The 19,524-nt window shown below is 55.1% G+C and carries 18 protein-coding genes; 3 read left to right on the top strand and 15 right to left on the bottom strand.

What is annotated here, in order from left to right; all coding sequences use genetic code 11:
* Window positions 1-23 precede the first annotated feature (23 nt).
* The 4 genes from BM258_RS04920 to BM258_RS04905 are packed head-to-tail and all read right to left on the bottom strand — an operon-like array spanning window position 24 to window position 4,527.
* Window positions 24-1,277, bottom strand: a complete 1,254-nt coding sequence (locus BM258_RS04920) for a response regulator (RefSeq protein WP_090069568.1) — start codon at window positions 1,275-1,277, stop codon at window positions 24-26.
* Window positions 1,277-1,711, bottom strand: a complete 435-nt coding sequence (locus tag BM258_RS04915) for an Hpt domain-containing protein (RefSeq protein WP_090069565.1) — start codon at window positions 1,709-1,711, stop codon at window positions 1,277-1,279. The genes BM258_RS04920 and BM258_RS04915 overlap by 1 nt, the downstream gene beginning before the upstream one ends.
* On the bottom strand, window positions 1,708-2,127 hold the full coding sequence (locus tag BM258_RS04910; protein ID WP_090069562.1) for a response regulator: 420 nt from the start codon (window positions 2,125-2,127) through the stop codon (window positions 1,708-1,710). The genes BM258_RS04915 and BM258_RS04910 overlap by 4 nt, the downstream gene beginning before the upstream one ends.
* Window positions 2,128-2,178: 51 nt before the next feature.
* The gene (locus BM258_RS04905; RefSeq protein ID WP_090069560.1) at window positions 2,179-4,527 is read right to left on the bottom strand and encodes an ATP-binding protein; all 2,349 of its coding nucleotides are present in this window, start codon (window positions 4,525-4,527) and stop codon (window positions 2,179-2,181) included.
* A gap of 235 nt (window positions 4,528-4,762) precedes the next feature.
* Between BM258_RS04905 and BM258_RS04900 the strand changes: the two genes are divergently transcribed.
* The 3 genes from BM258_RS04900 to BM258_RS04890 all read left to right on the top strand — a co-directional run bounded on the left by BM258_RS04900 (window position 4,763) and on the right by BM258_RS04890 (window position 8,898).
* Entirely contained in the window at window positions 4,763-6,577 is a 1,815-nt protein-coding gene (locus tag BM258_RS04900) for a TackOD1 domain-containing metal-binding protein (RefSeq protein ID WP_175527924.1), read from the top strand.
* Window positions 6,574-7,839 carry a glycosyltransferase family 2 protein gene (locus BM258_RS04895; RefSeq protein WP_090069557.1) on the top strand — a complete coding sequence of 422 codons (1,266 nt, stop codon included), beginning with the start codon at window positions 6,574-6,576 and terminating at the stop codon, window positions 7,837-7,839. The genes BM258_RS04900 and BM258_RS04895 overlap by 4 nt, the downstream gene beginning before the upstream one ends.
* A gap of 66 nt (window positions 7,840-7,905) precedes the next feature.
* The gene (locus BM258_RS04890; protein WP_090069555.1) at window positions 7,906-8,898 is read left to right on the top strand and encodes an HlyD family secretion protein; all 993 of its coding nucleotides are present in this window, start codon (window positions 7,906-7,908) and stop codon (window positions 8,896-8,898) included.
* 55 nt (window positions 8,899-8,953) lie between these two features.
* On the opposite strand, the gene BM258_RS04885 is transcribed toward BM258_RS04890, so the two are convergent.
* The 11 genes from BM258_RS04885 to BM258_RS04835 all read right to left on the bottom strand — a co-directional run bounded on the left by BM258_RS04885 (window position 8,954) and on the right by BM258_RS04835 (window position 19,478).
* Complete coding sequence (locus tag BM258_RS04885; RefSeq protein WP_090070372.1) at window positions 8,954-9,901, bottom strand: SMP-30/gluconolactonase/LRE family protein; 948 nt, start codon at window positions 9,899-9,901, stop codon at window positions 8,954-8,956.
* 5 nt (window positions 9,902-9,906) lie between these two features.
* The gene (locus tag BM258_RS04880) at window positions 9,907-11,199 is read right to left on the bottom strand and encodes a TRAP transporter large permease (RefSeq protein WP_090069552.1); all 1,293 of its coding nucleotides are present in this window, start codon (window positions 11,197-11,199) and stop codon (window positions 9,907-9,909) included.
* A complete protein-coding gene (locus tag BM258_RS04875) occupies window positions 11,199-11,717 on the bottom strand; it encodes a TRAP transporter small permease (protein WP_090069550.1) in 519 nt (172 codons plus the stop codon). The genes BM258_RS04880 and BM258_RS04875 overlap by 1 nt, the downstream gene beginning before the upstream one ends.
* Before the next feature lie 2 nt (window positions 11,718-11,719).
* Window positions 11,720-12,694: a TRAP transporter substrate-binding protein DctP gene (dctP, locus tag BM258_RS04870; RefSeq protein WP_090069548.1), complete on the bottom strand. Its 975-nt coding sequence runs from the start codon at window positions 12,692-12,694 to the stop codon at window positions 11,720-11,722.
* 85 nt (window positions 12,695-12,779) lie between these two features.
* Entirely contained in the window at window positions 12,780-13,727 is a 948-nt protein-coding gene (locus BM258_RS04865) for a tripartite tricarboxylate transporter substrate binding protein (RefSeq protein ID WP_090069546.1), read from the bottom strand.
* On the bottom strand, window positions 13,724-14,767 hold the full coding sequence (locus BM258_RS04860) for an amidohydrolase family protein (protein ID WP_090069544.1): 1,044 nt from the start codon (window positions 14,765-14,767) through the stop codon (window positions 13,724-13,726). The genes BM258_RS04865 and BM258_RS04860 overlap by 4 nt, the downstream gene beginning before the upstream one ends.
* 3 nt (window positions 14,768-14,770) lie before the next feature.
* Window positions 14,771-16,279, bottom strand: coding sequence for a tripartite tricarboxylate transporter permease (locus tag BM258_RS04855; protein WP_090069540.1), 1,509 nt, complete (start codon window positions 16,277-16,279; stop codon window positions 14,771-14,773).
* Window positions 16,280-16,285: 6 nt separating this feature from the next.
* Window positions 16,286-16,747, bottom strand: a complete 462-nt coding sequence (locus BM258_RS04850) for a tripartite tricarboxylate transporter TctB family protein (protein WP_090069537.1) — start codon at window positions 16,745-16,747, stop codon at window positions 16,286-16,288.
* Window positions 16,748-16,806: 59 nt separating this feature from the next.
* On the bottom strand, window positions 16,807-17,760 hold the full coding sequence (locus BM258_RS04845) for a Bug family tripartite tricarboxylate transporter substrate binding protein (RefSeq protein WP_090069534.1): 954 nt from the start codon (window positions 17,758-17,760) through the stop codon (window positions 16,807-16,809).
* Window positions 17,761-17,790: 30 nt separating this feature from the next.
* The gene (locus BM258_RS04840; protein ID WP_090069532.1) at window positions 17,791-18,465 is read right to left on the bottom strand and encodes an RraA family protein; all 675 of its coding nucleotides are present in this window, start codon (window positions 18,463-18,465) and stop codon (window positions 17,791-17,793) included.
* 20 nt (window positions 18,466-18,485) lie between these two features.
* Window positions 18,486-19,478, bottom strand: a complete 993-nt coding sequence (locus tag BM258_RS04835; RefSeq protein ID WP_090069529.1) for a hydroxyacid dehydrogenase — start codon at window positions 19,476-19,478, stop codon at window positions 18,486-18,488.
* Between the last annotated feature and the right edge of the window lie 46 nt (window positions 19,479-19,524).

Genomic DNA, 19,524 nt, shown 5'->3' with positions numbered 1-19,524 from the left:
CCCAGACGCAGCCCCAGATTCAGCTAGGGATCAATCTTCGTGATATATTCCACGATCTGATTGAGATCTCCTTTTTCGTCATAGACCGCCTGACTGACGAGAGAGGCGTCGATTTCCCGCCCGTCCGCGTGTCTGATCTGACATTTGACATCCTGGGTATGGCCCATATTGATCATGGCGGCACGCACCGGCTCAGAGGCCAGATGCTTGAACTGCGTCGTCAGATAATCACCAAGATAGGACCCTCGCACCTGCTTGCGATCATAGCCGAACGCTTCCAGCCAAAGATCGTTGGCTTCAAGGATCATGCCATTCTTGTCGGTTATATGCAGTGGCATTGGCACACTATCGAGCATTTTCTCATAGCGCTGGCGGATTTGAGTGACCTGCTTTTCCAGCTTTTTATGCTCGGTTACATCGCGCAGGGAAATGACTGCCCCGATTTTCAGACCCGATTTGTCATGCACGGCACTGCCCGTCGCATTGACCATACGCGGATTAGAGCCGTAGCGTTCCAGAATGATATCGGATTCCTCAAGTGTTTCATTCTCGAAGGCCTCACGCAGCGGGTTTGACTCCGGCCCCAGTGGGGTTGACCCATCGGACTGAAACATTTCATTGGTTGTCAGATAAGGCATCAACATGCTGAGGGAATTTTCGATGCCGAGCATCTCGCTGGCTTTCCTGTTGAAGATCGCCGGCAAACCGTTTTCATCACAGCCGATGATCCCGTCTTTGGCATTATCCAGAACAGCAGTCAGATACTCGTTCTTTACTTCCAGCTGCCGCGTGCGCGTAGCGACAATAGCCTCCAGCCGTGCATTGGCTTCCACCAGCTTGTTTTGAATACGGCGTTCCAACAGAGCGGCTCGGATACGCGCGCTCAAAACGGCAAAATCAACCGGCTTCTGGATATAGTCGACAACGCCACTTTGCAAAGCCTGCACATGCAGCGCGCGCTCTTCCTGAGCAGTGACCATGATCACAGGCAGATGCAAATCCGGATCAAGCACCCGAAGCCGTGCGAGCACTTCAAACCCACCCAAACCCGGCATGACAAGATCGAGAACCATCAGATCCGGTGGATCCTTCTTGATCGCTTCCAGAGCGGCCTCTCCATCCGCAACCAGCTCTGTTTCATACCCCTCGATTTCGACGAATAGACCGATCATGTCCAACAAATCGCGATCGTCATCAACAATCAAGACCTTGGGGCGCTCCCGCGGGGACATTGCATTCATATGATCATTGGAAGATTGAGTCGTCAGGCTTTGCATTATGACACGCTCCTCATCTGGTCAGGGCCACGGGGGACTGGGGCCTCTTCGACTTGAACTGGGGTTTGCACATCCGTAGGCAACTGGACATTGAAAAGATCGGATTGTTCCGGCTGAACGGTTCGAATGAGGTCAGCAAGCATCGCGAACAGCCTTGCAATCTCATCCTTCACCTCAACCGGCAAAGGGCCACTCAGTTGGGCCACCATTTTCAAGGCGCGCTCAAGACCGGCTGCGGTTTCGCTGATGTCTTGAAACCCGATTGTGCCAGAGCCCCCCTTGAGCTTATGCGCCTTCGCAATGGTTTGCTGCACCAAGTCGGACGAAGGTTCGTCCGCTTCAAGGATCGCGGCGACATTCTGTTCGATTCCCCTCACTTCACGTTGCAATGTTTCGCAGTGTCTTGCGATGAGCTTTCTGAGTTGATCAATCATGGCACGGTTCTCCCTGCCGGATCATTCTGGCTCATTTGGCGGTTCCAGATTTTCTGGACATGCGCGGGGAGTTCTGTCGGATCAAAAGGCTTTGTAATGACGTCGAGGGCGCCGCGGTCCTTGTAGGCCTGCACTTCATGGCGCTGCGCTTTGGCCGTCATAAAGATAACTGGAATGTCCGCCAGCTCAGGCGTACTCTTGAGCCGGTTGAGCGTTTCCACGCCATCCATAATAGGCATCATCACATCAAGCAGGACAAGATCTGGCTGAAAAGAGGGGATCGTCTCCATCGCTTCCTTGCCATTTGCACATAGATCAAGCGTATAGCCAGCCAACGTGCCAAGGGCCAATTCGGCGATGGCGCGAATATCGTGATCATCTTCAACATAGGTAATCCGTTGCAGAGGCTTTGTCATGATCAACTCCTATCCACTCACTCTTCAGTCGGATGGTGCGGTTCCATCGGTTTATGCAGCTTCCGGTTCTGTGCTTGCCTTTTCTTCAGGTAGAATATCGAGAATTATGTAAAAGGTCGTTCCGACTCCAGCTTCCGTTTCAAAATCCAGAACACCGCTGTGGGCCATGATGATTTCCCGGGAAATGGCGAGCCCGAGGCCGGTGCCGCCTTTGGCGCGGGTGTCGGATGCATCAGCTTGGGCGAATTTATCAAAGACCTTGTCCCGGAAATCCTCAGGTATGCCGCTACCAAAATCCGTAACGGCGATACGCAGGCGCCCGCTCTCTCTGTCCGGCTCAGCTGAAACGATTACCTTCTCTCCTTCAGAAGCATATTTGGCGGCGTTGGAAAGCAGGTTGGTTATCACCTGCTCAAGACGACAGTGATCGGCAAAGATCAGGATCGGCTCGTCCGGACAGTCCAGTTCGAAGGACACGCCATGCTGTTTTCCGTAAGCGCGGTTGGTTTCCACCACATCTTCAAGAAAGGTGACCGTATCAAACGATTGAAACTCATAGGAAAGCTTGCCTGCCTCGATTTTCTCCATATCGAGAATATCATTGATGAGCAAAGACAGTCGGTCGCAATTGCTATAGGCGATATCGAGCATCTTGCCTGCATGCTCGGGCAAAGCATCTGTTGACGTGCTGCGCAACAGGCCCAAAGCTCCCTTGATGGAGGTGAGCGGCGTGCGCAATTCATGACTCACGGTGGAGACGAATTCACTCTTGAGCTTATCAACCTTCTTGAGCTCGGTGAGATCGGTCATGATGCCGGTAAAGAAGACTTCTCCCTTTATCAGCAAACGGCTGACAGCCAGATGCACTTGCACCGGGCTTCCATCTTTGCGGATAGCGCTGACTTCGCGGCCACCTTCAAAAATCTTGGAGGGCGTCCCCGTGCCGTGATGACGCAAATAGGAATCGTGATGTACCTTGTCATGCTCATTCATGAGCATGGACACATTCTTGCCGATCAGTTCATGCCGGGAAAAGCCGAACAGGTCAATCGTCGCTTCATTCACTTCGCGAATGATCCCGCGCCGATTGATCATGAGGATGGGGTTTTTGGCAGTTGCCAATATGGCGCCTATGCGTTTCTGCTTTTCTTCAAGATTGGATGCCATATGGTGGACAGAGCGTAGCAGAACACCGATTTCATCATTGCGATGCTCGCCATCCAGCTTGAGACTATCCACTGGGGCCCCAAGGGACAGCTGGCGAGCGGCATTGGACAATTGGCGGATTGGTTTGACAAATTGATGCGTCAGGACAAACGCAATCAGCGCACCGATCAGAGCCAAAAGCGCAGTAAAGAGGATGATCTGCTGCTTCATTTCGCGGTTCTGCGCCAGCAACTGTGCCATGGGCGTCATCACCGCCGCGAGTAGATAGTGCTCGCTGTCGGACCAGTCAAAGCGGATCCGGCTCACCCGGGCGACATAATCTTCAGTGACAAGCCCCAGAGTTTGGGATGGCCCCCCAACCCAGTCTGCCACCATATTGCCAGCCAGACGCGGAAAGTCCGTCTGAAGCGAGCGCGGCTTGTCAACCAGTCTGGTCTGCCCGCTGCGCGCACGAACAGATGCTGCCTCGATTTGGGGGGGCTTGCTCAGGTAGGAGCCTTGTTCGTTGAACAGGATAAACTGCTGCGGCTCCCTTATCACAAAGGCCAAATTCGCGATCACCTTGCTCATGTTGATGTTGACAATGATCATGCCAAGGGGCTCATCGTCCTTGCCCCAGACTCTGGTGGCCACGCGCATGACCAGAATGCGCGGCTCTTCGATCACGCCACGTTCCCGGTTGTAATCGATGCCGAAATAATTGATCTTGTCCCTATTGGAACTGAGCGTTTCAAGCACGTAGGGTCGATCGCTCTTGTCCTGCAGATCCTTTTGCTTGACCCGCGTGGCACGACCGGCGGAGCTGTTGACGCGGATCATTTCCTTGCCGTCATTGCCAATGAGGCGCACCTGCATAAGGTTTTGGTCGCTTTCCGCCAGCGACAGGAAAATCTGGGCGAGCCGGTCCTTCCAGATGGTTTCCTGCACCATGGCTATTTCAGGGATTGCGCCGCTTTTTCGCGAGCTCAGGATGCCCTGGATGGGGGGCGTTCCTCCCAGCATGGCCACGTTGCGCGATGCATCCTCGACAACGGCCCTGAGATCCTTGACCACGCGCTGCACCGCGAAAGTCAGGCGTTCGTCTTCATATTTGATGTTGGATTTCTCATTTTGCCATATCTGCCAGAAGCCGACGGTCACAGAGGTCGCGAGCACCAGACCAACGGCAATGACCAGAAAGGACGCAGATATACTGCGTGTTTTCTTTGAATTTTCAGACCTGAAAAATTTCATCGGTTTGCTCGTCAATTCTGGCCAATAGTAACTATACTTATATCTTTGTGTACATAACAGACAATTAATCCCAAGCTAATAATTTAGTATAGACAATACAAACACATCTAGACTTTAAATGACCGTCCAAAATTCAGTAAACATCAATTTGTATTTAAGTAATGAATTTTTAAAACTATTTTATTTAACCTATATTAGTAATAAATACACATTCAAACCCATATTTGGTAAAGTCATGATCCGCACCCATGTTGATGCTGCCTCAGAACAAGCCGGCTCTTCAGAGGTTGCAGCGTCTCTGAAAATTCTTGTCGCTGAAGACAGCTCCATTACCCAGGACTTGCTGAAGCTTGTCCTGCAGCAGCGGGGCCACGCCATCGAGATTGCAGACAATGGCAAGGATGCCCTGTCTTCTCTTTTGGCCGATCCATTCGATCTTGTCTTGCTGGACTTCCACATGCCCGGAATGACCGGTATCGAAGTGCTCGCTCACTATGACGAGGCTACGCCAGACCACCCGCGACCACATTTTGTTGCTGTGACAGCCGACATAGAAGGGTTGATGGCTCATGAGAAAAAGTGCGAACGGTTTGACGCCATTGTGCCCAAACCTCTCAATATACAGGAAATCCTGTCGATCATTGATGATGTGTTGGCTGAGAGGCAAAGCCAGCCACCGAAGCATCAAGAAACAGCCCCTTTCCCAAAAGCAGCATCTCCTTCAGCTCCCCCTCAGTCTGGTGTACCCTTCACCGAAGGCTTTCGCTGCCTACGGTGGCCGGACGATTTCGCTCAGGATGAAGACAGGCAACGAACCCTCAAGCTTCTCGCTGATAACACACCCTTTGACGCGATCATCATAAGCCAGACCATTGAGAGCCGTGCCCTGCTGTTCTTGTGGCAGATGCGGGGGCTGCATCTGCTTCCCTTGATTGACACGACCGGTACGCTTGGCGCCATGGCCGACATCAACGCCGCCTCGTTGTCTGCACAGGCGGATGGTAGCTTGACGCGCATAATCGATGGCTTCCATACGCGGCGAGCTCTGGTCCACCGCGCGATCCTGAACAGCGATATTCTGTCTGACAAATTATTGACCCGTCTCTTTATCGCTGACCGATCACTCCAGCCTCACTATGCAAGCCAATCTCGCAGCGGTGTTGCATTCAACATTCCGCTGGACAGCGAGACCATTTTCCATGAAGCCAGCAAACTGCAGCAGAGCGGGTTTTTGCATGTCCGTTTCTTTGATCGCTTTCATGTCTGCAATAACTGTGGCAGCGCCCATTTCAATATCCGAGAGGAATGCCCGTCCTGTCATTCCTCCAATCTAACAGAGAGCGCCTATATCCATCACTTCAAGTGCGCTCACCAAGCGCCTGAAGCCGACTTTATTCAAGGGGACGAACTGATCTGCCCCAAATGCCGACAGCGCCTTCTGCATTTCGGCAGCGACTATGACAAGCCAGGTATTGTAGTGAGCTGCCAAAGCTGTGGGCACACAACCTCAGAGCCCGATGTCGGCTTTGTGTGCCTTGACTGTCACAGCCGCTTCAGCGGAGACGCCGTTGAGACACGGGATGTATATCACTATGATCTGCAGGAAAAGGCGCGTGACTATTTGCGCATCGGTCCGAGCTATATGGGCTTAACACAGAATATTCTGAGCTTTTCCGATCTACCGCTCGATATTATCGTCTCGCTCAACGAACAGGCGAAGCGCTTCAATGAGTTTGGCGAGTCCTTTGCCTTTCTGGAAATACGTTATCAAAAGGCGCAAGAGCTGGAGCGGGACGCAGGACCACGTCAGTTCATACAAACCAGAGAGCTGTTTATTGAAACGCTGCGCGGCATTTTCTCCTCCGTTCTCGGCCCCGAGGGGCACAGGATCGTCAAGGGGCACAGTTCAGACTTTGCCATTCTGAAAAAGACGGCTCCCGAGGAGATCCAATCCGCGCTTGGCGGCATCATCGAACAGGCAAGACAGCCCTTACGGCTTGACCCGGGTATCCAGATCACGGTGTTCGGTCCGGGAGACCTGTTTACATGATCGGTCATCTGGTTGAGGGCTTTGATTTCCTTGTGGCACAGTCACCGGCGGGGATGATCACGCTCTACTGGTTTGTCCTGCTGTTTGAAATACCCCGCTACGGGGTCGCCTTTCTGGTGGCAGCTCTCTTCATTCGCGGCCGCACCCGCTCCAGTGGCCCCCTTACATGGAAGGGACGCCTCTCCGTTATCATCGCGGGGCACAATGAAGAGAAAGCGATTGAACGCTGCGTCCGCAGCCTTTGGGAGCAGAGCAGAAAACCCGATGAAATCGTTGTTGTCAGCGACGGATCAACCGATGGCATGGTAAGGGTTTTACGCACTTTGCAGCGGGAAGGGCTGGTGCAGAAGGTGCATAGCACCGACTTGCGTGCTGGCAAGGCAGCGGCGGTCAATCTGGCTGAGCAGCTCAGCTCTGGCGATGTCGTGGTCAATGTTGATTGTGATTGCTCCTTTGATCGCCACGCTCTCAAGGAAATTGTATCCCCCTTCTCTTCCCCCGCTATAGGCGCCGTAGCGGGAAATATTCTTATTCGCCATCAGGAGCGCAGTTTGTGGACGAGCTTTCAGGCGATTGAATATCTGGTCAGCATTTCATTGGGTAAACGCGCTCAGGACATGGTTGGGCTGGTTTCTTGCGCGTCTGGTGCCTTCAGCGCCTTTCGCAAAAGCGCCATCGAGTCAGTGGGCGGGTTGGATGCCGGAGGCGGGGAAGATCTGGATGTGACCCTGCGCTTGCGCAAGGCTGAATGGGCCATCGGATTTGCCCATGAGGCCATTTGCTACACGGACCCGCCCAATTCGGCACGAGCCCTCGTCAAGCAGCGCTTCCGCTGGGAGCGCGACGCCATTCGCCTTCGCTATCGCAAGCACGGGGCATTGATGAACCCCTTCTCGCGTAGCTTCAAACCACTGGAATTGTTCCACGAAATGGAATTTCTGCTGCTCAACGTGGTCGCAGCCCTCGCACTGCCCTTCTATTTCTTCTGGATGTTTGCCACCTATGGCGATCTATCGATCCCCATTCTACTGGGCGCGCAGTGCGGCCTGATGCTGTTCGACTTTGTTTTGTTCCTGTTGGCGGCTTGGGCCACCCCCAAGGCTCAGGCTTTGCCGCTGGTTCCCTATCTGTTGGGATACAGTCTGTTTTTTAACAACTTCCTGCGCTTTGTCCGGCTTCTGGCCTATGGCCAAGAGTGGGTCTTTCGTAGCTCCTATCAAGACAATTATGTGCCCGACAAGGTGCACAAGGTGAGGGAATGATGACCCCGCATCTTTGTATGACACCCCAGCACAAGGGCCAAAATTCCAAGAAGGGAGGCGTCCCCCATGCGCAGCCTTAGAAAGCGCCCCCGGTCAGACAATCTGGCCAATCAGAAAAGAAGCCATTCAACCTCCTATGGCCGCTATATCTATCTGTCTATTCTAATCGTCATGGCAACCAGCCTGGCAAATTACATGTGGGGCGACCTGATCATGCTGCGGGGCGATGGTCTTGTGTTGCGGGACAAGGCAATTCTGGCAGCCAGCTACACCTCGCGGGTAGAAGAGATATTCGTTGAGGAAGGCCAGACGGTCAACAAGGGTGATGTGCTGATGCATATCGAATCCTCCGAGCAGCTCGAGCGCCTTGCGGATCTTTCCACCCAGCAGGCCGACCTGACGCAGCGGGCGGCGGAGTTCAAGTTGCGCATGCAGATCGCCAATCGTCTGTTGCCGCTTGCCAAGCAAAGGGAAGCCCAGACCACAAAGCTGCTCGGCGTGGTCGATGACCTGCAACGCAAAGGAAATCTGACGACATCCCGATACGAGGAAATTCTCAAATCCAGCTTTGACGCAAGCTCCCATCTGGTCCAACTCACCGTGGATCTGGATATGCTCTCCGGGCAGATCGGGTCGTTGGAAGCGGCCCGTGAGGATGCGGCCGTGGCGCTCGAAAAGCTAAAGGCCCATTATTCCGATGGCAAGATCACGGCGTCCGTATCGGGCACAATCGGCACGGAAGTGCCCTCCCCCGGCGCCGTCTATCGCACGGGGGACCCGATGCTATCGATCTATGCTGGTGAGGCCTATATTCTGATGTATTTGCCGCGCCGTTATCTGTTTTCCATTGAGCCGGGCATGGCAGTGGATGTATCAAACGGGCGCACGAATGTGGCCGGAGTGATTGATTCCATCTTGCCGTTGTCCGATGCATTGCCGAAAGAATTCCAGAACAGTTTCAAGCCTATGCAGCGCAACCAGCTGGCAAGGATAAAGCTGCAGGATCAGCCAATTTTTCCTGTTTATGAGAAGGTCCGCATTTCGCGCCCATATTGGTAAAGCATAGCAAAGCAAGGCCCCCGAAAGGTGCCTTGCGCAGGTGTTTGAGACTAATTCAGAGCGCGGCATGAGCGAACATAGGTTCGCCGGAGATGCCCAGTTCTGCAGGGAAGTCGGCCTTGAGGATAGTTCCGGAATCGGATTCCGTCATATAGAGCGTCCGGTTTCCTTCTCCCCCGAAGGCGCAATTGGTGGTGCCCAGACCGCGTGGTGAGCGCACCACGGCAATCGGGCGCCCGAGCGCATCATGCACCCAGACAAGGCCGAGCCCCGTTTGACAGACAACGACACCATTCTGCGCTGTCAAAGCCAAACCGTCAGGCCCGGCACGCCCACCAGAAAACTGAAGGAAAAGTCCTGCCTTATTGACGCGGCCGCTAGGAGAAAGTGGCAATCGCCAGACGGCATTGGCGCGGGTTACCGCCAGATAAAGCGTGTGCTCATTCTGATCGAGCACCAAACCGTTGGGGCTGGGGACTTTGTCAATAAGGCAGGTCAGGAAGTCGGTATCAGGCATCCAGCGATAGACCTTGCCCGTCGGATCTTGCAGGCCGGTCTGTCCCTGATCTGTGAAATAGAGGGCGCCATCACGGCCAAAATGCAAATCATTGCACCCTTTGAAGCCCTCGGTATCACAATCTTTCAAAGCAGACGTCACTGCGCCCGTTGCGGGATCAAGATTGAGGATGCCATTCTGATAGTCGGCGATAAAAATCCGGCCATCCTTGTGGATCTTCAAGCCGTTGGGTTGGCCGTCAAATTCAGCCATCTGTGTGACCACCCCTGAAGGATCGGCTCGGAAAATCCTCCCGAACGGAATATCGACGAACCAGAGATTACCATCGCGATCAAATGACGGGCCTTCGATAAAGCTATCCACCGTGGCGCCCCGCTTGTTGCGGGACGCCCAGTAGGAGGGAACGCCGGGGCGACGGAGATCTGCGGGGAGTTCTGTAAAAATCTCGGCCTCAACGACCACCGGTTCGGGGAAAATAGACTTCATTTCACTCATCCCAATGTCAGAGAAGGAAGATAGAGCACGATCTGCGGGAAGGCGATCAGCACGATGAGAAACGCCAGAATGATGCTGAAGAAGGGGATCGTTCCAAGGATCACATCTTCAACCTTTACATTCTTGGACGAACTGGCCACCACAAACAGAATAACCCCCAGAGGCGGCGTTATCTGGCCAAGCTCAACGAGTATAACCACGAACACACCAAACCAGATCGGATCGATGCCCAGAGCCTGAAGCGCGGGATAGATGACCGGCACGATGATTGCGATCATGCCAAGGCCTTCCATAAAGCAGCCAAGAACCGCAAACAGAACCATGATGATCAACAAGAAGGCGAAGCGGGATACGTTGGCATCTTCCAGAACGGCTACGAGATTCTCGCCAATGCCGGACAGCGCCGTGGCATAGGCAAAAATCATGGAGCAGAAGACAATGAACAGGATGTTTCCGCTCATCGTCACCGTGCGCTTGATTGCTGTGGCCAGCAAAGCACGGCTGAGTTTGCCATAGATTGCCGCAATCAATGTCGCCCCGATGACCCCGACGGCCCCGGCTTCTGTTGGCGTGGCCAGTCCGCCATAAATACTGCCAAGCACGATGAAGATGAGCAGCAGGAATGGGAAAATATCAAGAAGTGAGCGGAAAATCTCAGCCGTAGACGCTTTTTCGGTTACCTTGGGGGCGAGCTTGGGATTGATCAGAACGCGCGCGATGATGAAGCTCATATAGAGCACCGCAAGCACAATGCCGGGTACCAGCCCCGCAGCAAACAGGCGCGCAATCGACGTGTCGGTAAAGGTCGAATAGATGATCATCGTGATCGACGGCGGGATCAGAATCCCCAGTGTTCCGCCTGCGGCCAGCGAACCGGCAACCAGTCGCTTGTCATAGCCTCTTGCCGACAGCTCGGGCAGAGCAACCGTAGACATGGCAGCAGCCGTTGGTGCACTGCCACCCGAGATGGCCGCAAAGATACCGCTTCCCGCGATATTGGTATGCAACAGCCCACCGGGCAAACGCCGCATGAAAGGGGCTACCCCATTATACAGGCGTGTGCTGAGCCCAGAGCAAAGCAAAATTTCCGCCATAAGGACAAAGAGGGGAATCGCCGCAAGGGTGAAACTGTTTGCGGCTCCCCAACTGACGATGCCGAGGGCCTTCCAGCCCCAGAAACCCTTTAGGAGCCAAATATAGAAAAGACCGGCACCGGCAACGGCAAACTGTACCCACATGCCACCGAGAATGAGACCGATCAACAAACCGAATGCGAGAATGGCTTCCATCAGCTCTGCTCCTCTTTCTTGCGTCCGCTCAGGAGCAGTTTCTCAAGCAGGAAGATCCCGATCAGCGAAAAACCGATCGGCATGATCATCTGAGGGATCCAGAGCGGCGTACGCAAAACAGTCGGCGCAAACTTGCCACGGCCAAAAGAACTGAGAACCAGGTCATGGGTCTTGAGCGCCAGAATGACGCAAACGATCAGGGAGGCGACAACGAACAGGCGTTTCAGCCAGGCCTGCACATGGTCGGGGACTGCATCAAACAGGAAATGCACCTGAAACAGCGCCTCGGCCCGCAAAGCCAGAGCGGCCCCCAGAAAGGTGAGCGTCACGACAAAGTAGCCGGTCACCTCTTCCACGAAGCCCAAAGAATAATTGGCCAATCCGCGCAAAACGGTTTCACTAAAAACAAGCAGAACCAGAGCGCACAGGACGAGTCCAGTTGCCCATTTTGTCAGGCTGGCGATGAAGTCGAAAACAGGGCCAGCCGAGGCCGGCCCTGTGGAATTGTTTCCTGCCATGGCTATTTACCGATTGCTTCGCGAACGAGCTTCAGAGCCTCTACATAGTCAGGGCCATTCTGTTCTGCCCATTCGGCCCAGAAGGGAGCCAACTTTTCGCGCGCCATCGCAGCGTCGCTATCCTTGGCAGCCACAATGGTCATGCCAGCTTCCTGTTGGGAGGCTTTCTGCTTTTCCTCGTCCTCCAGGAATTCAGCGGTGATCTTCTTGCCTTCTTCCATGACGATTGCCGCCAGTGCCTTCTGCTGGTCTTCCTCAAGATCAGCAAAGATATCACTGTTGGCGATGATCATGGAGTTGCCGTAATTCACCGGGAAGCGATAGTTGTATGGCAGGAATTCGTGCCATTTCTTGGCGCCGCCAGCGCTGGCCGTGAGCACACCTTCAATAACACCACGCTCCAGAGATGTCGGCACCTCGCTGCCGGATAACGTGATCGCAGCACCGTCGAATTCTTCGATGAACTTGCCCTGCTCAGGCGATGTTACGCGGATTTTGTGGCCACTCAGGTCGGCCAGACTGTTGATCTCGAATGTTGCGAAAATGATTTGCTGTGGGTAGCGATAGCCTCCGAGCAGCTTGACGCCCTGCTGCGCAAAGGATTCCTGAAGAATGGGTTCCATCGCCGCGTAGGCCTTGTTCCATTCCTCGTCATTTTCGATCAGCATTGGCAGGTTGAGCACGCGCGCAATGGGCACGTTGCCCGAGAAGAAATAGTCCGCAGCAAAATCCACAATGCCGTCGCCCACGGCTTGCGTGATGTCAGAGGACGCAATCTGCAGGGTCTTGCCCAGATGCACCTTGATTGTCAGATCGCCGCCGGTTTCTTCCGCGATCCGTTCGCTGATACGGGTCATGCCCTTGACGGCTGCGGTTGTTGATACGGCTGAATAGGTATATCCGGTCAGTTCGCGCGCTTGGCCAAGGCTGGTTGTGGCCAGCAATATCGCGGCTGCACTGATTGTTTTCTTTAGCATGTTTTTCTCCTCCTAGTGACGCCGAAGTTCTCCTCCTCCGACAATGGCGAAAGGCGCACCGGATGACCAGTGCGCCAAAAGCTTTTTATTTCCAAGGGGTTTTTTCCCAAATGCTCCGAGCAACGCCATCCTGCTGCTTGGCCGTTGCTTCAAACTCCTCTCCCGCGATAAAAGAAATCGGGTTGCCCTGCTTGGCCATCATGGACTGGAAATCCTCCATGGCGTTTACATCGATCAGGGCCTTGCGCAGCTTTTCTTCGATTTCGGCAGGAAGACCAGCGGGTGCAACAATGCCCCGCAAGGATGACATCTGAACGTCATAGCCAAGTTCCTTGGCCGTCGGCACATCGGGTCGGAAGGTCGAGCGCTCGTCCGAGAGTACGGCCAGAACGCGCAATTCATCCTGGAAAGACACCGTCTGGCTGAGGGTCATGGTGCCAGCGGCCACATGCTGACCCATCAATGCCGTGCGGGCCATGGATGCGCCCTTGAAGGGCACAAGGGTGAATTCAACGCCCGTGGCATCCGCGATCATGTTCGCCGAGAAATGATCGTTACCCCCCAGCGCGGAAAGCCCCATGGTAACGGAGCCAGGTTGGGCTTTGGCCGCTTCGACCAGCTGCTCCAGAGTCTCGAATCCGGACTCCTTGCTGACAACCACCGTATTGGGGTCTTTGACGAAATTGGCCAGATAGGTGAAGCTGGAAGCATCATAATCGGCTTTGCGATCATAGGTGAGCGCGAGGGCTGCGGGCAGGTTGAAGGTTCCCAGCGTGTAACCATCGGGGTCGGCACTGGCAACCTCGGTAAAGCCGATCTGACCACCAGCGCCGGGCATGTTTTTCACCACGACCGACGCACCATTGCCAAGGGCCTTTTCAAAAAATTGTGCAACGGCGCGTGCCATCACATCGGTGCCCCCTCCTGCGGAATAGCCAACGACGATGCGGATCGGCTTGTCCGGATATTCAGCCAACGCGGGCACGGTCAAGGTGGATGCTGCGACGAGCGCGGCGATAAAGGTTTTTTTCATGACAAGTTCCTCCCAGTATGTGTCGTGAAAATGCGTTCGTCGATGCCATAGCATCGGGCAGCGGTGCGCCAGAACAAATCGTCCCTCGCTGTGCTGTCGAGATTTTCAGAAAGCCGCTTGAAAGCGTTCCAGAGCGTACGATAGCCAAATTGCCCCTTGTCGACTGGAAAATTGCTTTCGAACATGGCGCGCTCTGAGCCAAACAGCGCCAGGCAGGCCTCAACATGCGGACGCCAATCAGCCGCCAGCCTTTCAGACTGCGGAGGGAGCTCTTCATCGGCATAGCGATATCCGATGACAGTTAGCCCGAAGCCTCCGATCTTGATGCGGGTGTTGGGCAACGCGGCAACCTCTGCCAGAGCCGAGCGCCATGCCTCAAAGCTCTTCTTATCATCAATTCGGTAAGGCCCCACGCCAAGCGGACCGCCGCAATGGTCTAAAATGATGGTCAATTCGGGCAAGGCCCGCGCTAGATGAGCCACTTCGGCCAACTGGCTTTGATAGGCCCAGATGTCAAGGCACAAGCCTTCTTTGGCCACTTCGCGGGCACCAGAAAGGAATGCCTCTGTGCGCAAAAGGCCATCGGGGGAAGGTTTTGGATTGGAGCGGACTGCCGGGTCTGCATGCCATGCAGTCGTATTGCGAACACCAAGAACCCGCCCTTTACCGGCAGCCTTAAGCGCTTTGAGCACCGGGCGCACTGCTGCGCCCAGTTGCAGATCTGCAAAGGCAACAAGCCCCACCGGCAAATGAGGCTGATCCTTGCTCCAGTCAAGGATCGTCTCCACCTCTCCAACAGGACGCATTTCTTCAGGTCCGTGCGCTGCGTAGCCTGTCCGGCACTGGACGTAGAGGCTGGCACGTACATCGTGCCCATCCCCAACATCTGCGGCCAGTTCGTTGGCGCCATAGAGGCCTTCGGGCCTGTCCCAGAGGTGATGATGGCAATCGAAAATCGGTTGCTCAGCATCGATCACCTCTTCGTGGACAAGCTTTAGCCACGCATCGCGAACCTTGAAATGTGGACTTGCTGCTTTCATCACCTATCCTTTGCTTTCGGCCTTTTTCTTGTCGATGAGGCGATGCTTCACCATGGGGCCGACAACCACGGCAACGGTCAGGGCAACCAGAATGAGGCTGGTGACATTCTGGAACAGCACCATCCAGTTCCCACGACCAATGCGTAAGGCAAGGCGCAGATTTTCTTCAGCAAAGCCACCAAGGATTAGACCGAGAACAACCGGCGGAAGCGGGAATCTCAGCTTGTCCATGACATAGCCAATCGCACCAAATCCGAGCATCAGATAGACATCAAACATGCGCCCGTGGATCGAATAGACACCGATAAGCATCAGAATAATGATCACCGAGCCCAATAGCGGACGCGGCAGCTTGAGCAACTTGGCAAAGCTGTTGGTCGCCAGAGACCCTCCTAGGAAAACCAACAGGATAGCCCCGAACAGGAACTGCCACATGAAGCCGAACACGATGTCCGGATTGTTGCGGAAGAGCATCGGACCGGGTTGCAGACCATGGATCAGGAGGCCACCAAGCATGATGGCAGCAACAGCCGTGCCCGGAATACCAAGCGTCAGGGCTGGAATGAGCGCTGCGGCGGTATCGGCATTGTTGGCCGTTTCCGAGGCAGCCACGCCTTCGGGTTCCCCATTCCCCCAGGTTTCCGGTGTCTTGCTGGAGCGGCGTGCTTCGTTATAGGACATGAAGGCTGCCATGGAGCCACCGGCTCCGGGCAGGATACCGATCCAGATGCCGATCAGGGCTGATCGGATCCATGTTTTCCAGAAGCGGAGCATTTGCGGGAATGTCCGCCAGATTGGCTCTGTGCCAAGGCGATCTCCGGCGGAATTCTCGGTCTTCAGCGGGCTTTCAAGCAGATCGATAACCGGCGGCAGGGCATAGAGGCCAACCAGCAGAATAACGATGTGAATGCCGTCCAGCAGTTCAAGCTGGCCGAAGGTGTAGCGGTCGTTGCCAAATATCGGGTCGGAGCCGACAACGGAAACGAACACGCCGAAGCAGGCGCTGATGAGCCCCTTGGTCACATTGCCCCCAAGCAGGAAGATGATGCTGCAGAGGCCAAAGACCGCAACCCAGAAGACTTCAGCAGGGCCGAAAAGCAGGGTGACGCGCGAAAGAGGCGGAGCGAGCAGCATCAGGGCGATGGCACTGGCCATGCCGCCAAAAGCGGACGAGACGACAGCAACCTGCAGGGCGTAGCCGCCCTTTCCCTGTTGTGCCATGGGGTAGCCATCAAAGGTCGTGGCGACGGCTGCCGGCGTTCCGGGGATGCGCAGCAAAACTGCGGGGATGGCTCCGCCATACATGGCGCCGTTATAGATGCCTGCCATCAGACCGAGCGCGACCAGCGGCTCAAGACCGAATGTGAAGGGGACAAGAACGGAGATTGCCATGGTGGCGCTGAGGCCCGGCATAGCGCCGACGACGATACCGGCAAGAACGCCGATAACCAGTGCGGCGATATTGGCCCAGGCGATAACGTTTGGCAGGGACTGGATAAGATCAGAATACATGATACCTCACTTCGCCCACAGAAGACCGGTTGGGAATTCCTGAGACATTGAGACACCAAAGATCAGATAGATGGCTAAAAGAACGATGGCTGTGGCAATGGCAAGACCAACAGGACTGCGATAACCGAAAATAAAGGCGACCAGCGGCAGCGACAGAGCAGTGCTGATATAAAAGCCGATCAGGTCGACGCAGATGGCGTAAAGGATAATGAGCCCGAACGCGCCAAAGACACGTTTTGGAGATTTCACTACCGCTTCGGCTTCTTCTCCGGCGGCTGCTTTGCGTTGATCGGTAATCAGCATCACGAGTGCCAGCAGAATAAGGCCAACGAGCATAGCGGCTGGCAGAAGCGCAGACAGCGGGGCCAGGTCAGTTGTCGGAATCAGAAAGGCAGCCGCGACCACGATAATGTAAAAGGCGGTGATCGATTCTGCACGTAGAAACCGATGGGTTGGTTTGTTATGCATTTGAGAGGCTCCAATGGGGACAACGGGAAGGGTGCGGGGGGAGCCCCGCACCACTCAGATCAGCGCCAAGGGCTCTCTTCCCAAACGGATTTGGCAAAGTCGAGCAAATCGGCATTCAGCTTCTCAAACGCATCGCCGGTGACGACCTGAACCGGGTTTGCCGTTGCTTTCATGGCGGCGGCAAATTCCTTGTCGGTTTTCAGTTTTTCAAATGCGGCAAGCAAGGTGTCGCGCACATCATCGGGAAGGTCGGCAGGCGCAACAAAGCCACGCATGGAGCCGTTGATCAGGTCAACGCCCTGCTCCTTGAAGGTCGGCACATTTGGTGCGAACTCAGAGCGATCTTCCAGAGCAACGCCAAGAACATTGATTTCGTCCTTGAAGGCAGACACTTCGGAAATGTTGAGAATGCCCATGGCCACATGTCCACCCATAAGGGCGGTACGGGCAGGAGCCGAGCCGCGGAACGGCACAATGGTGAATTCCGTTTCCGTCATCTGCTGAAGTTTGCGCAGCAGGAAGTGGTCATCGCCACCAAGGCTGGACATGCCTACAGTGATGGCTCCCGGGTTGGCCTTCGCTTCTGCTAGCAGTTTTTCGACCGTATCCAGACCGCTACTCTTGGAGGTAACGATCACATTGGGGTCATTTACGACGTTGGCCAGATAGGAGAAGCTGGAGGCATCGTAATCGGCCTTGCGATCCAATGTGCGTGCCATCATGCCCGGCAGGTTGTAGGTGCCCAGCGTGTAACCATCCTTGTCGGCATTTGCGACTTCGGTCACACCAATCTGCCCGCTGGCGCCCGGCATATTCTTGACGACGATACTTGCTCCGTCGCCAAGATATTTTTCAAGAAATGGGGCGACCGTGCGAGCCATGACGTCGGTGCCACCACCTGCGGAATAGCCCACGATTACCTTGATCGGCTTTTCCGGATATTGAGCAAAAGCTGTTCCTGCCATTGTCAGGAACGCGCTCGCCAATGCGATTGTTTTAAAGATCTTCTGCATGTTTCTCCTCCCTCATGCTTTGCGATTGTCTTATGGTAAAGTGCAGCCCCGCGCCTTCAAGGCAGCATCCACCCAGCTGCGATCATTCTTGCCTTCAGAGATATTCTGAAGTTGGCGGGTTTCTGCGCTGTGCTTTGCTTGCGCCTTTTTGAGAATCTCTTCAGCGGCGTCCAGAGGAACAGCCAATACGCCATCGGAATCGCCGATAACGATATCGCCAGGCTGGATCACCATGCCGTTGATGCTGATGGGAACGTTAATCTCGCCCGGTCCATCCTTGTATGGTCCACGGTGAGATATGCCTGCGGCAAAAGTAGGCAGGTTGGTTTCAACAAAGGCGTCCACATCGCGGATTGCGCCGTTGATGACAAAGCCTGCCACACCGCGCTGGATCGCCCAGGCCAGCATCAGCTCGCCCATCAGGGCATTGGTGACATCGCCGCCAGCATCGACCACGATGATGTCGCCCGGCTCGGCCAGGTCGATTGCTTTCTGGAACATGAGATTGTCGCCGGGGCGCGCCTTGACGGTCAGTGCCGAGCCAGCCATGCTGCCGCTGGCATGCATGGGACGCAGCTTGGAGCCTGCGGCTGTCATGCGGAACATGCTGTCCGAGACATTGGCCACCGGCACCTGTTTGTAAGCCTCTATGAGCTCCTTCGGCGCAACGCGCTCACGTTTGCAAATCCGAAATCCGATATCCATGGTTCTAACTCCAACTTTGTTTAACGATGCCCGGCTTCAACCAACAAAGCCCAGTTGGCATAACGGTCCTTGGCGACGGCTTCACCGTCCAAAATCTGGAAAATGCCCCGCACCGCCTCGCAGCCCACACGGGCATTGGCCTGATGGGTCACGCCGCCGATATGGGGCGTTGAAACAATTCGAGGTTCTTGCCAGAAGGGATGATCTGCAGCCGGAGGTTCCGTGGCGAAGGTGTCCAGACCGGCACCTGCCAAGTGACCTGACTGGACCGCCGCCAGAAGCGCGTCTTCGTCGATCAGACCACCACGGGCGGTGTTAACGATGTAACTTCCCTCCGGCATCAAGCGGATGCTCTCCTCGTTGATCATCTGGCGTGTCTGATCGTTGAGAGGACAGTGCAGGCTGAGAATGTCTGCCTGTGCAAGCAGGGCCGTCAGGCTGTCGACGCGTTCGACGCCCAACTCATCAAAACAGTCCTGACTGGCGAAGGGGTCGTAGCCGACAAGTTTGAGCCCAAGGCCCTTGGCGATTTTGCCGGTTTCCTGAGCAATCGCGCCCAAGCCCATCAGAGCAAGGGTCGAGCCAGCCAGTTCAACACCCTTGAAACCCGGTTTTTCCCACTTGCCGGCACGTAGGCCAGAGTCCAGCGGCAGAATGCGCTTGACTGTGGTCAGCATCAGCGTGATGGCATGCTCGGCAACGGATATTGCGTTGGCTCCGGTCGCCTTGAGCACCGGAATACCCTTTTGTGCTGCAGCTGCCAGATCGATGTTGTCGACGCCAACTCCATGCTTGGAAATCACTTTCAGAGACGGAGCACTCGCAATCACGTTGGCATCGATCCGCCCCATGCGGGACACGACGGCAACGGCGTCTGTCTTTACGAGAAAATCGGCAATAACCTCGCTGGCTGCATAAGCCGGTGTGTGAACCGTCTCGAAGCCATGCGTTTGCACAAGCTCCTGCGCAGCCGGAGCCAGATCCGGCCCCGTGACGAGGATCGTCTTTGACATGATACATTCCTCCCGTCTTCCCGCCTGGCGGAAAGCGACATAATCT

Source organism: Cohaesibacter marisflavi (assembly GCF_900115225.1).
GTDB classification, from domain to species: domain Bacteria; phylum Pseudomonadota; class Alphaproteobacteria; order Rhizobiales; family Cohaesibacteraceae; genus Cohaesibacter; species Cohaesibacter marisflavi.
This window is presented reverse-complemented; position numbering and strand designations above follow the sequence as displayed.

What these genes read in the sequence shown, in the direction of transcription:
- BM258_RS04900 (WP_175527924.1), top strand. Translation starts at nt 4,763, where the DNA reads ATGATCCGCACCCATGTTGATGCTGCCTCAGAACAAGCCGGCTCTTCA.
- BM258_RS04910 (WP_090069562.1), bottom strand. Translation starts at nt 2,127, where the DNA reads ATGACAAAGCCTCTGCAACGGATTACCTATGTTGAAGATGATCACGAT.
- BM258_RS04920 (WP_090069568.1), bottom strand. Translation starts at nt 1,277, where the DNA reads ATGCAAAGCCTGACGACTCAATCTTCCAATGATCATATGAATGCAATG.
- BM258_RS04915 (WP_090069565.1), bottom strand. Translation starts at nt 1,711, where the DNA reads ATGATTGATCAACTCAGAAAGCTCATCGCAAGACACTGCGAAACATTG.
- BM258_RS04860 (WP_090069544.1), bottom strand. Translation starts at nt 14,767, where the DNA reads ATGAAAGCAGCAAGTCCACATTTCAAGGTTCGCGATGCGTGGCTAAAG.
- BM258_RS04890 (WP_090069555.1), top strand. Translation starts at nt 7,906, where the DNA reads ATGCGCAGCCTTAGAAAGCGCCCCCGGTCAGACAATCTGGCCAATCAG.
- BM258_RS04845 (WP_090069534.1), bottom strand. Translation starts at nt 17,760, where the DNA reads ATGCAGAAGATCTTTAAAACAATCGCATTGGCGAGCGCGTTCCTGACA.
- BM258_RS04850 (WP_090069537.1), bottom strand. Translation starts at nt 16,747, where the DNA reads ATGCATAACAAACCAACCCATCGGTTTCTACGTGCAGAATCGATCACC.
- BM258_RS04895 (WP_090069557.1), top strand. Translation starts at nt 6,574, where the DNA reads ATGATCGGTCATCTGGTTGAGGGCTTTGATTTCCTTGTGGCACAGTCA.
- BM258_RS04905 (WP_090069560.1), bottom strand. Translation starts at nt 4,527, where the DNA reads ATGAAATTTTTCAGGTCTGAAAATTCAAAGAAAACACGCAGTATATCT.
- BM258_RS04840 (WP_090069532.1), bottom strand. Translation starts at nt 18,465, where the DNA reads ATGGATATCGGATTTCGGATTTGCAAACGTGAGCGCGTTGCGCCGAAG.
- BM258_RS04865 (WP_090069546.1), bottom strand. Translation starts at nt 13,727, where the DNA reads ATGAAAAAAACCTTTATCGCCGCGCTCGTCGCAGCATCCACCTTGACC.
- BM258_RS04880 (WP_090069552.1), bottom strand. Translation starts at nt 11,199, where the DNA reads ATGGAAGCCATTCTCGCATTCGGTTTGTTGATCGGTCTCATTCTCGGT.
- BM258_RS04835 (WP_090069529.1), bottom strand. Translation starts at nt 19,478, where the DNA reads ATGTCAAAGACGATCCTCGTCACGGGGCCGGATCTGGCTCCGGCTGCG.
- BM258_RS04855 (WP_090069540.1), bottom strand. Translation starts at nt 16,279, where the DNA reads ATGTATTCTGATCTTATCCAGTCCCTGCCAAACGTTATCGCCTGGGCC.
- BM258_RS04875 (WP_090069550.1), bottom strand. Translation starts at nt 11,717, where the DNA reads ATGGCAGGAAACAATTCCACAGGGCCGGCCTCGGCTGGCCCTGTTTTC.
- BM258_RS04885 (WP_090070372.1), bottom strand. Translation starts at nt 9,901, where the DNA reads ATGAAGTCTATTTTCCCCGAACCGGTGGTCGTTGAGGCCGAGATTTTT.
- dctP (WP_090069548.1), bottom strand. Translation starts at nt 12,694, where the DNA reads ATGCTAAAGAAAACAATCAGTGCAGCCGCGATATTGCTGGCCACAACC.